Origin of the sequence: Methanosarcina sp. DH1, from assembly GCF_020804205.1 — an archaeon.
GTDB lineage: Archaea > Halobacteriota > Methanosarcinia > Methanosarcinales > Methanosarcinaceae > Methanosarcina > Methanosarcina vacuolata.
Genome location: NZ_WJBJ01000012.1, coordinates 26,999 through 42,383, shown reverse-complemented (window position 1 = coordinate 42,383; position 15,385 = coordinate 26,999). Strand labels below are relative to the sequence as shown.

Annotated in this window: 12 protein-coding genes; 11 read left to right on the top strand and 1 reads right to left on the bottom strand. The window is 38.5% G+C overall.

What is annotated here, in order from left to right; genetic code table 11:
- Positions 1 to 226: 226 nt before the first annotated feature.
- The 11 genes from FXW07_RS06530 to modA all read left to right on the top strand — a co-directional run bounded on the left by FXW07_RS06530 (position 227) and on the right by modA (position 14,473).
- Complete coding sequence (locus FXW07_RS06530; protein WP_229394756.1) at positions 227 to 787, top strand: DUF1269 domain-containing protein; 561 nt, start codon at positions 227 to 229, stop codon at positions 785 to 787.
- Positions 788 to 1,255: 468 nt separating this feature from the next.
- Positions 1,256 to 1,402, top strand: a complete 147-nt coding sequence (locus tag FXW07_RS06525; protein WP_229394755.1) for a DUF1328 domain-containing protein — start codon at positions 1,256 to 1,258, stop codon at positions 1,400 to 1,402.
- 457 nt (positions 1,403 to 1,859) lie between these two features.
- Positions 1,860 to 3,380 carry a NosD domain-containing protein gene (locus FXW07_RS06520; protein WP_229394754.1) on the top strand — a complete coding sequence of 507 codons (1,521 nt, stop codon included), beginning with the start codon at positions 1,860 to 1,862 and terminating at the stop codon, positions 3,378 to 3,380.
- Between the two features lie 1,581 nt (positions 3,381 to 4,961).
- The gene (locus FXW07_RS06515; protein ID WP_229394753.1) at positions 4,962 to 5,327 is read left to right on the top strand and encodes a hypothetical protein; all 366 of its coding nucleotides are present in this window, start codon (positions 4,962 to 4,964) and stop codon (positions 5,325 to 5,327) included.
- A 21-nt stretch (positions 5,328 to 5,348) separates the two neighbouring features.
- The gene (locus FXW07_RS06510) at positions 5,349 to 6,899 is read left to right on the top strand and encodes a flippase (protein WP_229394752.1); all 1,551 of its coding nucleotides are present in this window, start codon (positions 5,349 to 5,351) and stop codon (positions 6,897 to 6,899) included.
- A 1,252-nt stretch (positions 6,900 to 8,151) separates the two neighbouring features.
- Positions 8,152 to 8,871, top strand: coding sequence for a cobalt transporter CbiM (gene cbiM, locus FXW07_RS06505; RefSeq protein WP_229394751.1), 720 nt, complete (start codon positions 8,152 to 8,154; stop codon positions 8,869 to 8,871).
- Between the two features lie 9 nt (positions 8,872 to 8,880).
- Complete coding sequence (locus tag FXW07_RS06500; protein WP_229394750.1) at positions 8,881 to 9,195, top strand: PDGLE domain-containing protein; 315 nt, start codon at positions 8,881 to 8,883, stop codon at positions 9,193 to 9,195.
- 416 nt (positions 9,196 to 9,611) lie between these two features.
- The gene (gene cbiQ, locus FXW07_RS06495; protein ID WP_229394748.1) at positions 9,612 to 10,547 is read left to right on the top strand and encodes a cobalt ECF transporter T component CbiQ; all 936 of its coding nucleotides are present in this window, start codon (positions 9,612 to 9,614) and stop codon (positions 10,545 to 10,547) included.
- 7 nt (positions 10,548 to 10,554) lie between these two features.
- On the top strand, positions 10,555 to 11,379 hold the full coding sequence (locus FXW07_RS06490; protein WP_229394747.1) for an energy-coupling factor ABC transporter ATP-binding protein: 825 nt from the start codon (positions 10,555 to 10,557) through the stop codon (positions 11,377 to 11,379).
- A 579-nt stretch (positions 11,380 to 11,958) separates the two neighbouring features.
- Positions 11,959 to 12,789 (top strand): YihY/virulence factor BrkB family protein, encoded by an 831-nt coding sequence (locus FXW07_RS06485; protein WP_229394746.1) that lies wholly within the window; start codon positions 11,959 to 11,961, stop codon positions 12,787 to 12,789.
- A gap of 829 nt (positions 12,790 to 13,618) precedes the next feature.
- Positions 13,619 to 14,473 carry a molybdate ABC transporter substrate-binding protein gene (modA, locus tag FXW07_RS06480; RefSeq protein ID WP_229394744.1) on the top strand — a complete coding sequence of 285 codons (855 nt, stop codon included), beginning with the start codon at positions 13,619 to 13,621 and terminating at the stop codon, positions 14,471 to 14,473.
- Positions 14,474 to 14,799: 326 nt separating this feature from the next.
- Here modA and FXW07_RS06475 read toward each other — a convergent pair whose 3' ends face one another.
- The gene (locus tag FXW07_RS06475; protein ID WP_048120677.1) at positions 14,800 to 14,988 is read right to left on the bottom strand and encodes a hypothetical protein; all 189 of its coding nucleotides are present in this window, start codon (positions 14,986 to 14,988) and stop codon (positions 14,800 to 14,802) included.
- Between the last annotated feature and the right edge of the window lie 397 nt (positions 14,989 to 15,385).

The following is a 15,385-nucleotide window of genomic DNA, read 5'->3' as shown; positions in this document are numbered from 1 at the left end:
TTTAGATATGCTCGTTTATATATATTTTAAATTTTATACATCTTTTGTGTTAATACTGCTGTGATTGTTTTTTGATTGTAGAGTTCCTTACAGAGGGGGAAGAAGACTACAGGAATTGTACGAGATTTCATAGCTCATTAATGTGACCACCAGTTATCCGTGAAAAGCAGCACAACAGAAACGGGACAGCAGGGCTGGAAATAATTTCTAATGGGGGAGTAAATAAATGGATGAAGTAATGTATGGGCCAATGCAGCTTTTAGTCATAGTATTCGACAATCCGAACTTCCACGGCCAGATCCGCCGTGAACTTGAGTCAGTCATGAATAAAGGAATGATCAGGCTTATTGATTTGCTGTTCATATGGAAAGACGAAGCTGGGAATATTAAGTCTCTTGAGGCTACACAACTGGATGAAGAGGAAAGAATGCATTTTGGTGCTGTCGTTGGGGGACTTATAGGGTATGGGGCTGGTGGTGAAGAAGGAGCTATAGGAGGCACAGAGGCAGGAATCCTGGCAGCAGCCCAGGAGAATTATGGAATCACTGAAGAAGATATTCTGGAGATAACCGAGGCTATACCTGAAGGTACCGCCGCTGCTATTCTTATTATCGAACACCTATGGGCAAAAAGCCTGAAACAGGCAATAAGAGATGCAGGAGGAGTGCTGGTCTCCCAGGGTATGCTCACACCTGAGCTGCTCGTTGCGGTTGGAGAAGAACTGACAGAAGCGGTTAAATTTGCAGAGAAAAAGAAAAAGGGACCTCAGGCAGCAGTTGCGTTTTGAAAGGCTGCCTGCTCAAATTTAAGCATTAAATATTAAGTATCCTGTATCGAGAAAGTATTCTGTATCGAGACCGATGATAAAGTTCAAAGCCAGATATGATAAAGTTCAAAGCCAGATATGATAAAGTTCAAAGCCAGATGCTGGATCGATAACGTTTGCAGATATTATAATTCAGATTTGACATTATTCAAACTTTTTTGCAGGAAACTCAAAAATATACTGGTATCATATTTGTGTCATTCCTTAATTACATTCTGGTGTCTGACTACTGAATACGATGCGGTTTAATTGTGATGGCCAGGAAGTACTTAGAATAGTTTTATCTAATCTTAAAAGGGACGATTTCAATTAAAAAAAGATGTCAGTAGATAACAAAACGACTTACTTTGACAGTCAAATTATAAATACCTTCAATCTAATTATTGATTTATCGGGAAATAATCACTGGGGGAGTGAAATATAGCGGATTTGATAGGACTTGCTGTGGTCTTTTTAATATTGGCATTGATTGCATATATATTGGGCGCAAGGGGAGTTGCCGGTTTATCAATGGAGATTGCAAAGTGGCTCGTCATAATATTTATCATACTTGCAATCATTTCGTTCCTGTTATGACGGTAGCCTTAACGAAGTTAACAATGGCTCTGGATAGCTTATAGACTTGCTTATAGACTCAAAGTGAGAGAGAACAATATATATCAACAGACCAAGGGCAGTTTACTTTTTGTTATACTGTGCATGTTATTTCTCAGGCACATTAAAAACCAATTTGCTTATTTTTCTTCTCAGATAAGATGATTACACATTAATCAATCCATTTTTAACATTTTATATTTTTTTCAACTCATTTGTGCCAGCTTACATAGAATTTCTTTAATTAATTTAACCTTTTTTGAATAATATTAAACTAAATTGAATCTTTTAACCGTGTATTAGCAAATAATACTCCAATATGTACATTAATACCATAATTTCACTATAATATGTACCAATATACTTATATTCCTTTATATTAATTTCCGGTTAATTAATCGAAGTATCACCCATACTTTGAATGTACTGGGGAATCAAATTGAACAGGCTAACTATTTTACTGGCAGTCTTTCTTCTCTTAACATTAGGCTCGGGTATCGGAGCTGCGGCTGAGGTTTACGTCCAGCCTGGAGATTCGATACAAACCGCATTGGATAATGCAGTCTCAGGTGATTTAATTATCTTAAAACCAGGAATCTATACCGAGAATATTAAAATAGACAAAGATAACCTAGTAATATCTTCGGAATCTGGGAATCCTGATGACACGATAATTACGGCTAAGAGCTCAGACAATCATGTAATCTCTTTAAAGGCTTATAACGTGAAAATTAGTGGACTTGGGATTACAGGAACAAAAAACAGCTATGCAGGAATCTATCTATCAGGAAGTAATAACTGTATCATTGAGAATAACAAAATCCTGAACAACGGCTATGGAATTTACCTTTCGAACTCTAAAAGCAATAAGCTGTCAAATAACGTGATTACAGATAATGAAAAATATGGAATCTTATTATCGGACTCGACCAATAATACCCTCTCCGGAAATACGGCTTCGGAAAATAAAGACACTGGCGTCCATCTAATCACTTCCGACGGTAACACACTTACAGGCAATAACGTATCCTCAAACGACGTTTGCGGCCTTTTCGTCTGTCCAGAGAGTGACGACAATCTGATTTATAATAACTATTTCAACAACACCGTCAATGCAGAGGTTCAAAATGGAGTCGGAAATGCCTACAACACAGAAAAGACCGAAGGCGAGAATATTGTCGGCGGTTCCTACCTTGGAGGCAATTTCTGGGCAGAACCCGATGGTACAGGTTTTTCGGATACAGCAGTCGATGCGGATGGAGATGGAATTGCGGATTCCGCATACAGGCTCTCGCAAAGTACCTACTCTGATCAGTTACCTCTGATTTCGTCTTCCAAATCACAGCAGTCCGGACCTCCGGTAGCAAACTTCGAAATGAACAATAGCAATGGTTCTGCTCCTCTTTCCGTCCAGTTTACCGACATGTCCGAAAATGCAGACTCGTGGAGCTGGGACTTTGAGAGTGACGGGAAAATCGACTCTTCGGAGGAAAACCCGGTTCACGTGTTTACGACAATCGGAACTTACACTGTTACCCTCAGCGCTACGAATAAAAATGGAACAGATTCAAAAACTGCCGCAGTAATTGTCACCCATCCTGTTATGGTTACCTATCCTGTAGAAAACATCTCCGGGAACAATACTACCGATGATTCCGAAGCTGGCGAAAACGCAACAGTTGCAAATGGAAGTTCCGGTAACATGACAAATGTTGAGGCAGGCGGTAACGGAACCTATTACAATCAAACTGAGGACAGTGGAATTGCCAATGTGGAGCTCGATTCTCAGAATGGATCAGAAGCTGTCGGCCTTAATGAAGAAGCGAATGGAGGAATAAACACTTCAAGTGTTGAATATGCACTTGAAAATAAAACAGATGCTCCAGGGTTTGAAATCTTTTACGGAGCAGTTTCCTTGCTTGCTGTGTTCCTGTACAGAAAAGTAAAACCAGGAAATTAAATGAAAACGGCAGATGAATCGAGTAAAAATGATAACTGAACCTAAAAAACGGTAACATAATCCCGCAAAAACTGTAACTGAACCTTAACAAAACTATAGCGGAACCTAACAAAAACTAGGCTCTTCGTCATCCCCTATGGATAAGATGATTTTCAATTCAAGACCGCATTGGTTTTTATGAGAATATTATGAGGATATCCACACAAAACCACGAAGAGCCAAAAAATTAATTAGAATAACGAAAAATTAAATCACAAATTGAGGTTTTTAAATCTTCGTTTTTCTTTTCTGTATGACTTTGAAGAGCAAATTGAAGATTCTTGTGAACTCTTATTTACCTCATACTGATGAAGACTTTTTCTTATTTTCTGTACTGATGAATAAGTACATATTAAGTAAATTACAATAATTCTCAAAGATTACCCTAAATATTTTCAGTGAAGTTATAAAAAATAATTCAAACGATTAATACTGATATTTAAAAAGTTCCATTTCGAGATATTTATCTTCGAAAACGTTTTTTCTACTCTGGCTGCATTTGAATAATACCGAAAAAAACTTTTTTCCATCAGGATTGTTCCTGACCAAATAAAAGAAATTGGGATTATCCTGTATGGGTAATCAGGATTTTCAAAGAGTTGAAACCCTCTTTGAAGGCTTATTTCCTCAATTTGAGGCTTTTAATTGCTTTGAAAATCGCTTCAGGTTAAAGCTGCAAAAGCCGAGAAGCGAAATCCAACCGATCTTTTACAGGAGACATAGTAAATAAGGTTTCTTTCAGGCCGCGATCTTACCTCATTATGATAATGCAGGGATGATTCCAAAAAGCTTTTATATTAAGTCGATGAGGTACTTCGTGGAAATCTTGGGGGAACTTTGAAAAATATATATTTAGTTATTCTCCTTCAAGTTTCAGAAAAAACGACATAATCCGGAATTTGCTCTGCCAGCCCTCTGAAGGCTAAATTGGTTATGGACGCTTGTGGAGTTAGAAAAGAAAAAGACTCGATGAGTTTCGTAAGCTGTTCCAGGAATGCAAAAACAGATTCCAAGCTTCGAAAAACAGACAAAGCGTTCATTGAATTAAGATGCAAATTAGCAGAAGCAAATCAGAATTAATGCAAGGCGGGTAAAACCCAGATCCGTCTTTCATAATCCAGCCATGAATCTTACCCGGGATTCACCCTGCAACTCACTGAGATCCTAAAATGGATCCAATCCATCCAACCTGCGATTCAACCCAAAACCTAACCTTTGATCCAACAGGGGTCTTCCGGATTTAACCCAAAACCCAACCTTTGATCCAACAGGGGTCTTCCAGATTTAACCCAAAACCCAACCTTTGATCCAACAGGGGTCTTCCGGATTTAACCCAATCCAACCTGCGATCCAACAGGGATCATCCTGAATTAGCCCAAAATCAGCTTCGAATGTTCGGCACCTAACCGAGGATTAGCCCAGGATCCGCATTCGAGTCAGTTTGGGACCCAACAGGACTCAACCCCTGTCCAACCTGGAAGTTGACCCCACGATCCAATCCAAGATTTAGCTCCGATCCAATCCTGAAGGTCGTAAGAAATCATGCAGCTTATCAAGAAACCCGAAATAGACCTTGTCTCGGAAGCTCAGAAAGAGGTAGCCAGACAAAAAATTGAGCAAAAAGGCCGATATACGGACAAACTTAAAACTTACAGATGTTCAAAGGAATTCGAAACAACGAACTTTGAAACCCTAAACCCCGAAATGAGATTTTTCATTACATACAGTAACAGTACCCTATCTGGTAGTACCTGCAAGGTTGAAAAGCCAGTTTTATCTATCCTGCAAATTGCGAAGAAAGACTTTTCAGGCTTTAACCTTCAGTCAACTGAGAACGTTTTACAAGTAGTCACTGGCAAAGCAACCGAACATTGCTCCTGCCCGTTGACCCAGAGAATCGGGAACTAAACGCAGTAAAACGGTGTTAACATGTCAGTTAACGACTCGGTCAACCGGATAGTGGCAGGTTCCGGTGTAATACTTGCAGGAACCTTCATAGGAATGCTTCTCGACATTATCACCAAAAAAGTGCTCACGTCACACCTTGCGCCAGCTGACTTTGGCACATATGCCCTTGCACTCACTGTGATCTCAGTTACAGGTGCAATCGCAACCCTTGGACTCAATGAAGGAGTTCCAAGATATATTGCGTTCTTCAGGGGCAGGCATGAGGAACAGAAGGTGCATGAATTAATAATCTCAGCCATGATTATGGGCTTGATTGCAGGCTTGCTTTCAATTCTTGTATCACCCTCCCTGTTCCATACTCTGGCAGGAAATGGCTTTGATGCACAGGGAAAAGTCCTGTCCGTAGTGAAGACTCTTATCTTTGCAGTTCCGTTTACCATACTCCTGAACCTGACAGTAGCGATCTACAGAGGATTCGACCGTACGAATGTTAACATGTATTTCTATAACATCATAAGGCCGGTATCTCTACTTGGGTTTGCCACAGTTGCCGTATTTATCAATGCTTCCCTGAAGGGAGTCGTATTTGCGGATCTGCTCTCAATGATCTTTACCTTTGGCATAATGTCCGTGTACTTCATAAAGAAGCCTCCAATCAAGCAGACAGTCAAGCAGGAAAGGAAAATTCAATTTGGTGACACAACCAGGCAGTTAATAAGGTATTCATTTCCACTCTTGATAACCGCAACTCTGCTTAACATTATGAGCTGGATAGACACAATAATGCTTGGCTATTTCAAGTCGGCTGAAATCGTTGGAATTTACAATGCAGTATACCCTCTTGTAGGGTTCTTGTCTCTGGTAGTATCTTCCATAGGCTTTGTTTATGTCCCTGTTACATCAAAGCTCTGGGGTCAAAACGAGACTGCTCCACTTGGCTCAATTTATGAGGTAATGACTAAATGGTGCTTCCTGCTGACATTCCCTCTCTTTGCACTCATATTCGTGTATCCCGAGTACTTTATTACAAAGCTCTATGGAGCGCAATATGTGGGCGGTGCCACTGCCCTGCGTATCCTTGCCCTGGGGTTCATAACAAATTCGTACTTCGGGTTTAACTATCATACTCTGTTAGCCTCTGGTGATTCGGATTTCCTTATGAAGTGCTCAGTCGCAAGTGCAGGCATTAATGTCGCAGTCAATTTCATGCTTATACCTGAGTATGGCATGGTAGGTGCAGCTATAGGGACTGCAGTGTCCTTTTCATCCATCGAAGTTCTGATGACTTTAAGGGCCTGGAGAAAGCAGAATATGCATCCTTTCACCTCGATGTACAGGAAATTAACTTTTATCGTCATCTTGATGGTCGGGTCCATGCTCGCAGCCAAGAATGCACATCTACTTACCGGAGCACTCTGGGAGTACACAGCCTTCATAATCGGATATTTCCTGATCGTTCACCGCGCAAAAATCCTTGACAGTGCTGAAATGAAGATGATAGGCGAGATCAGGAAGAATTTCAGGTACAGACTCAGCCTCCGCATTCAACCACTCAAGACTCTTGCATCATAATTTAATTCCGTGCAGGGAAAAGCCGCAATCTTTATATTTGAAGAGTATCTACGGCCTGAGCCTTCATGGATTGAAGTGAAAAAAGTCGAAAAGAAAATACAGACAATGCTATAGTTCATCCCAAAACCAATTTTATTCCCAAATCAATGAAAGTCTCAGAACTAGTATCGAGTCAACAGTAAAATGTCGCATAAAATCGATTGCAATTATTCGGAATCATTGAATCCTTGATGATTGACTCGACACTAGTGCTTCGATTCTCAGATAAATACATAATAAGAAAATAATTGCAGTTTAGGACACAAATATTATTTTAAAGTTACATGGAATTATGTAACACAAGACCGGGTATTTGTAACCCTTTTCACTCCCTTAGCAATAAAAATGTTAGGGCATATGGGATCTTTTTTTATTCAGAGTAACAGAGGAACTTATTCTACCTTTTTCTGTCCTAGTTGTAACATAAGGTTCTGAGAACGAGACATATTGAAAAATTTTCTTAATTTAAGGTTCTCCACTCATTTTCAATGTTTGCCAACTATTATTAGACAGTATACTTTCCAAGAAACTGATTTCTTCAAACTGATTTCTTCAAACTGATCTTTTCAAACTGATTTTTTCAAACTGATTTTTCCCCAAATGCGTAATAATATACCTGGAAAAAATAATATATAGTAATAAAAAGTAAGAAGTAAGTATTAAATATTAATTAGTAGTATAGATAATATGTCTCTAGCAAACAGACACAAACCTTAAACCACTTCCTGAATAGTTTAAGTGCCTGAACTTCTTTTTACCCGGTCTGTGAAAGCAGATAGGGATAAGGTTCAGATAATTAACGAAAGATAGAAGGCTCCGTAAATATTCTCCAAAAAATCTCCATTAATTTGAACTGAATGGTTTGATCTATTTTTACTCACGTCTTTCAGCTTTTTGATGTTGATTTACAGATAGAATTTCTACAAAGCCAATAAAAAATATTTAATTAGAACTATTTCGGGAGATAAAAAGACAGAGATAAAAATACTTAATTTTATTTTTATGTTAAATATGAATATTGAATCATATCTAAATATAAATTTATCAAAAAAAGTAATACCAAAATATATATAAGTAGTACTCAACCATACTGCCATGTCAAGGCATTGTTTAGAAAAATAACCAGCAAAATGTTGCAAGATATTTAAAGAAGCTGGGATTTCTTTTTAGGCAAAGTTATATTTATAATAAATAAATACAGGAAGAAATAAAAATGCATATTCCAGATGGATATTTAGGGCCGTATACCTATACCGCGTTTTGGATCATTATGATTCCGATATGGTATTACGCTGGAAAAAAACTGAATGCAGAACTTAAGTCCAAACAGGTCCCTCTGCTGGCACTATCAGCTGCTTTTTCATTTGTAATAATGATGTTCAATGTACCTATTCCTGGAGGTAGCACAGGTCATGCTGTTGGAGGTGCAATTATCGGCATAGTCCTGGGTCCATGGGCAGGAGTTATATCTATTTCTGTAGCTCTGGTGTTACAGGCATTGATGTTCGGTGATGGGGGAATAACGGCCATAGCCGCGAATTGCTTCAACATGGGAGTGGTGATGCCTTTTGTCGGTTACTATATTTACAAGCTTATTAGCGGAAATTCTGAAATCACGTCCTCTAAAAGAGTTATTGCTTCGGCTATAGCTGGTTACTTATCTTTAACAATCGCAGCTTTCTGTACAGGTGTTGAATTCGGAATACAGCCCATTTTGCATCACACTGCAGCTGGAACCCCGCTTTATATGCCCTACCCATTGAGTGTAACTGTTCCTGCCATGGTAATGGAACATGCTCTTGGATTTAGCATCCTGGAAGCACTGATTACAGCACTTATTTTTGCCTATATCCAGAAAACGGATACATCTATACTTTATGTGGAAACATCCGAAGCACAAAAGAAAGAAATGAAGAAGGCAGTTACAGCCTGAGGTAAAAACATGGAAAAAATAATAAGAAACTTAAGCATTGGCTTGATAATCCTTATGATTTTTGCACCATTAGGTCTTTTGGCCGTCGGCGAAACCTTCGGTGAGTGGGGACCTGAAGAGGTCAAGGAGAAGCTCGGTTTTGTGCCTCCAGGGCTTGAGGAGCTCTCGGATTTCTGGAGCGCTCCAATGCCTGATTATGCTTTTGCGGGCGGCGATGAGTCAATGACCATGTCTTCTGTAGCATATATTCTGTCAGCAGTGATAGGAGTAGTAATATGCGGTGGCGTTCTGTATTTAATTGGAAAAAAGGCTGCCAAAAATTAAAATTTTTAAATATTGTCGTGAGTTGGCCATATATTGAAAACAATATAGCTCTTCGCTGTTTTGTGTGGGTATCTTCCTAATGTCTCCATAAAAACCAATGCGGTCTTGAATTGAAAATCATTTTATCCATAGGGAATGACGAAAAGCCACAAATATTTGGTATTGTGAGAATTTCAATAAACCCGTAAGTTTGAGGGATCTTTTATAAGACTTATAAAATATAGATTAATGAGATTTATTGAAATTCTCTATAATTTGGTTCTCTTTATGTGGAATTCCTTTTCCATAACTTTTGGAATATAAAATTTTGTATAAAATCGGCACATTTTTATAATTTTAATTTTTGTTTATTTTTATAATTAACTCATATCATATTTTAATACTAACTGGAATTCAGGTTTTAGAGTGGGTTAACAATGGTCCCAGATTGGATGAAAAAAACAGATACCGGTTCATGTCAGTGCTCAGCGGTGCATCACGGTAAGAAGGGTTTTATAGGAAAGACGATTGACGGAATCTTTGGTTTTTTGGAAGAAGCTTTTGTCTCGGATAGCTTCTCGAAACGCGATGGTTTCCTGCAAAGTTTGGACCCCAGAGCCAAGCTGATTTCCATCCTGACCGTGATATTCGCAACGAGTTTAATCGGAGACCTGAGAGTACTGATCTTTGTTTATATGCTTACTCTGCTTTTTGCATATCTCAGCAAGATCGATGTCTTATTCTTTATCAAGCGGGTGTGGCTCTTCATACCAATTTTTGCAGGAATCATCGCCATACCAATGATCTTCAATGTTTTCTTTCCAGGAGACCCTCTTATCAGGTTAGCTTATCTTGGCCCTGGGGCACACCTGGGACCGTTTTCACTCCCCGAGAGCATATATATCACCAAACAAGGCGTCAACTCTGCTGTGATATTTATAATGCGTGTCGCAGCGTGCGTATCTGCCGTAGTTTTGCTTTTTCTCACCACCCCTCAGCAGGTTCTTTTTAAATCTCTGCGCTCAGTCGGCGTTCCTAAAATCTATGTTTTCACGCTGGAGATGGCCTACAGGTACATTTTTCTGCTAACTGATATGGTGCGGGAGATATACATTGCCAAGAAAGCCAGGACCATAAAGACTGGAGGCATGTTCGAGGAGCAAAAGTGGGTTGGTGGACGAATCGGCTATACGTTAATAAGGTCTCTGGATACAAGTGAAAAAGTTCATGCATCCATGATGTCCAGAGGGTACAATGGTGATGTTAAGATAATGCAGGAGTTCAAAATGCGCAATCGCGATTACATTTCAGTGGCAATTGCGATATCCATGAGCGTATTGCTAGTGTTGATCTCCCATAACATCATAAGGTGATATGAACATGGAAACAATTTTTGATGTGAAGAATGTATCATATACATATGTTGGAAAAATAAATGCATTAAATGATATCAGCTTCAAGGTGCTGCCAGGTGAGCAAATCTCTATAATGGGCTCTAATGGGAGTGGGAAATCGACTCTACTGACCCTTCTGGATGGACTTATATATCCTACTTTGGGAGAATTCTATGCTTTTGACAATCAGATAAGCGAAGATGTTTTTGATGCCATTAAAGATAATGAATTTAGGTCTTATTTCAGGAAAAGGGTAGGATTTGTCTTTCAGAACTCAGATGTACAGCTCTTCTCGTCCACAGTTTATGAAGAGGTTGCCTTTGGACCCCTGCAACTCAATATGACTCTGGAAGAAGTTAAAACCAGAGTGATGGAAGTCCTGGAAATGATTGGAATTACCAAGCTTAAAGATCGATATCCTCATACACTGAGTGGAGGAGAGAAGAAAAAAGTCTGTATAGCCGCTGTTTTGGCTAATAACCCGGATGTCCTTCTATTGGATGAGCCAACTGCAGGATTGGACCCAAGGACTCAGCTCTGGTTGATAGAGCTATTACAGGAACTTGGGAAGGTGGGAAAGACGATAATTACCGCTACCCATGACCTTGAAACAGTAGAGCAGATTAGCAAAAGAGCCATAGTCATGGGCGAAGATCATAGAGTTGTTGTGGATGGAAATGTGGAAACAGTGCTCAATAACAGGGAACTTTTACTTTCCACAAATCTTATCCATGAACACATGCACGTTCATGGCAAGCTTGTGCATGACCATCTGCATGTTCACTATAGAGAGCATATACACGAGCACTAAAATTGAGTTGCTTTATACGATTTAATAAACTGTGCCTGATTATTACATAATTTGATGTTTGTCCATATATTCGGTTAAGATATGATCTATAAGAAATGTTATTTTTGTTGCCGTTTCTGTAAACATATAGCTTCCGTAAACATATAAAATGTAAATCGAGATGCATAAATGATTGCAGTAGGCATTTTAACGTCAATGGATTCCTTAACCTAATTAACGTCAATGGATTTCTTGATCGAATTAACGTCAATGGATTTCTTGATCGAATTAATGTCAATGGATTTCTTGATCGAATTAACGTCAATGGATTTCTTGATCGAATTAACGTCAATGGATTTCTTGATCGAATACAAATGAATAATTCTTTGGCGATAACTGTTTTTATGTGACGGATTTTCATTTTTTATAAAATACATGTTAAAAAATAGTTTAACTGTTTCTTTTGATTTTATTTCTTTCTCCATTCTTCCCTACATATTTCGTTTTTACTTTATCAACTCTCAGAAACCGCAATTTTTTATAAAAATTTAATAAGAGATGTTTAATAAAAGTGCAGTGTCTTATGAACTAGGGGAAAGTATGAGCTGGGGGTACGTAAAAAATCTGGTTGCCAGAACAATAAAGGAATGGATGGAAGATAATGCAATGACTTACAGCGCCGCGCTGGCGTATTATTTTGTACTGAGTCTTCCTGCTCTCTTATTGTTTTCAGTATCCATAGGAAGTATTTTTTTGAAATCTGAAAATCTCCAGAGTAAAATAATAAACAACCTGCAAGGAGCCGCTGATGAGAGAATCATCAATATGATAATTCTACTTTTTGAACGTATTCCGGAAATTAATTCTCTTTCAATAAGCGCATTGATAGGTTTTATCTTTCTTCTATGGAGTGCAAGTAACGTGTTCAGGCAGTTGAAAAATTTCCTTGAGAGAGCATGGGAGATCAAACCCACTGAACCAGGCAACATTAAAGACTTTATCAGGGACGCAATCATGTCCTTTGTTATTGTTATACTCTTTGGAGGGTTGCTCGTAATGGGCATATTTGTTGAAGGGTTTCTTTATGCGGCTTCAAAGTTGTTCCAGCAATTTCTACCATTTTCACCCATAATTGCTGATTATACAGGCTCAATAGCCAGCTTCCTTATTCTTGTGCTGTTTTTCATACTTGTGTATAGAGTGCTTCCAGATAAGAGTTTTGACTTAAAATCGATTTTTGTAGGGGCTTTCGTAACAGCATTTCTTGTAACAATAGGAAAATACGCTATTGTATTTTTTATTGCATATAGTAACCCAACAAACGTCTATGGAGCAATAGGGTCTATTATGGGGTTATTCCTTCTATTTTACTATTCCTCAATTATGATTACGCTTGGTGCGGAGTTTACAAAAGTTTATTCAGAATCTTAAAAATTGGTATTCCCTCATTATTCGGTTGATTTTTTGTTAGTCCATCATTATTCGGTTGATTTTTTGTTAGTCCATCATTATGCTGTTGATTTTTTTGTATTCCGTCATTATGCTGTTGATTTTTTTGTATTCCGTCATTATGCTGTTGATTTTTTTGTATTCCGTCATTATGCTGTTGATTTTTTTGTATTCCGTCATTATGCGGTTGATTTTTTGTTAGTCCTCATTATGCGGTTGATGTTTTCGTGATTAATTTTCCGGTGCTGAAAAAAATGCCTTATGTTTCGTGTATCAAGCATGCTATTAACCTTACTGAATTGCAAAAAAGGTACGATACGCCACTAAAAATGTTTTAGAAATGACACCAACTAACTAATATTCCATGAATTTCATGACCTAAAAATGCTCACCTCAAGAAATAAGGGCTAATTATTCTTTTAATTTTGATTCTGTCTTATTTTACGATTTGTTTTTCATGAAATTCCGGCACCCGTAAAATCCTGGTATAAAACGATTTGTTAAAGAGCTGTATCCGACTGTAAACTAGCCATAAGTTGACCTTAAAATTCTCTTTGAGACCGACACCGGGAATCTTCTTATATTATTAAAAGAAATGTGAGAAAAACGTTATGTACTAGTAAACATAACGCATTATTTGCCATATATTTCCTCTGACTAACGCGACTTATAACATAATATTGCCTTGTCAGAAAATACAGGCATGAGTAAAATAAAAAAACAACTTGTATTGCCGCAGGTTCATTGTTATCAATTCTGAATTCAACCGCGTAAGTACTTAATTATAATAATATTTTGAGTAGGTGAAATTGTGAGAAAAGAACTGATAGTTCTGTTAGTAATATTAGGAGTATTCCTTGCAATAGGGTGCACTGGTAATGGAAATGAAGCTACAAACGAAACTGTTACTCCAGTCACAAACGAAACGGGTGCAGCCACAAATGAAACGTCGGTTTCTGAGCAGAACCCTGACGCTATAACAGTATCTGCCGCTGCCAGCCTTACCGAAGCTTTTACGGATATGGAATCCCAGTTTGAAACTGAAAACCCTGGCACRGATGTGAATTTAAATTTTGCRGGGTCAGGAAATCTGCGTAAGCAAATAGAAGGAGGAGCTCCAGTTGATGTTTTTGCTTCTGCTGACCAGAAAAACATGGACATGCTTGCCAATGAGACCCTYATCGACAACAGTACAAGGAAAGACTTTGCTGAGAACTCCCTTGTGCTCATAGTCCCTGCAAACAGCGATCTTAATATAACCGGAATAAAAGACCTGACAGCCTCAGATGTGGGAAAAATCAGCATTGGAAACCCYGAAACTGCCCCTGTAGGCAAATATRCAACYCAGGCATTGACTGAMGCAGGACTCTGGGACCAGCTAAAAGATAAGACKATACTWGCTGAAGACGTTAAACAAGTACTCACATACGTGGAAAGAGGAGAGGTTGATGCAGGTTTTGTGTACATGACCGATGCAAAGACCGCAGACCCCGGAACTATAAAAATCGTTGCTACCGTCCCTGTTAATACTTCAATCAGTTATCCTATMGCCTTGATTTCTGCTTCTGATAACAAAGAAGAAGCACAGGAATTCGTGGATTTCGTRACTGGAGAMGAAGGACAGGAAATACTGGAAAAATACGGATTTACTCCCGAATCCGAATAAAAAAYAAGTTAAAAACAAAAAATGATTTCCATGCTGGACAAGATATGGTTTCCTTTATTTCTTAAGCTCCGGGTATAGCCATATCTTCTATTCTCTTCCTTTGCGTGGCGTTAATCATGGCTTATGTGTTTGTAAGGCCGTGATTTTTGGGGAAAAGGGCTTGCGGGGTTATTCTTGACCCTTCCCCTTTTCCTTCCCACTGCTTTAACTGGTTACCTTTTTATGAATTTGAAATGCCATCTCTAGCCCAGCTAATCAGAGAAAAAAACTCGGTGAGTGGAAGGTGAGAGATTTCCACTCAATTTGAAGAGGATACAAAAGTAGAGTTATAAAGCTATAGTCTCACTTTCTTTTTTCCGCTTGAAAATTGCAGTTACTCTGCCTTCTTCATCGATATCGTTCTTCATCAGAATCAGTTCCCACCCTTCATTTCCTATTCTTTCAAGTTCGCTCATCAATTGCGGCATGTTTAAGCCGTTAAGCTTGCGAGAATCATACTCCCATAGATGTATCATTTATTACGCCCCCGTTGACGATAAAGATAAATTTTTTAATGTTTATATTGGAATAAAACTATAAATAACCTGAACAAAAGAAAAAAAGCAATCAGGTATTTGCCTCAAACAAAGCTATCTTTTTCCTTCTTCAGGCTTGTTTTGTCGGGATGATCCATACAAAAATTCGGGTAAATTAAACATCATGAGATCGTTGAAAACTTAGTCAAGCATCTTTATTATGATTCAGCCTTCTTGAGAGAATGAAGTGAGCGAAAAGGGTTAGTCCACCCGAGATGAGAATCTGGTGACGGAACTCGGGTTGGAGAGCAGTACTCTAACTGGAAGAAAATAGGGCAATGGAAACCGAGGCTGATAACTCAATTATTATATATAATGTCCAGACTTTTAATAAACA

What these genes read in the sequence shown, in the direction of transcription:
- FXW07_RS06485 (WP_229394746.1), top strand. Translation starts at nt 11,959, where the DNA reads ATGAGCTGGGGGTACGTAAAAAATCTGGTTGCCAGAACAATAAAGGAA.
- FXW07_RS06500 (WP_229394750.1), top strand. Translation starts at nt 8,881, where the DNA reads ATGGAAAAAATAATAAGAAACTTAAGCATTGGCTTGATAATCCTTATG.
- FXW07_RS06530 (WP_229394756.1), top strand. Translation starts at nt 227, where the DNA reads ATGGATGAAGTAATGTATGGGCCAATGCAGCTTTTAGTCATAGTATTC.
- FXW07_RS06475 (WP_048120677.1), bottom strand. Translation starts at nt 14,988, where the DNA reads ATGATACATCTATGGGAGTATGATTCTCGCAAGCTTAACGGCTTAAAC.
- FXW07_RS06490 (WP_229394747.1), top strand. Translation starts at nt 10,555, where the DNA reads ATGGAAACAATTTTTGATGTGAAGAATGTATCATATACATATGTTGGA.
- FXW07_RS06515 (WP_229394753.1), top strand. Translation starts at nt 4,962, where the DNA reads ATGCAGCTTATCAAGAAACCCGAAATAGACCTTGTCTCGGAAGCTCAG.
- cbiM (WP_229394751.1), top strand. Translation starts at nt 8,152, where the DNA reads ATGCATATTCCAGATGGATATTTAGGGCCGTATACCTATACCGCGTTT.
- cbiQ (WP_229394748.1), top strand. Translation starts at nt 9,612, where the DNA reads ATGGTCCCAGATTGGATGAAAAAAACAGATACCGGTTCATGTCAGTGC.
- FXW07_RS06510 (WP_229394752.1), top strand. Translation starts at nt 5,349, where the DNA reads ATGTCAGTTAACGACTCGGTCAACCGGATAGTGGCAGGTTCCGGTGTA.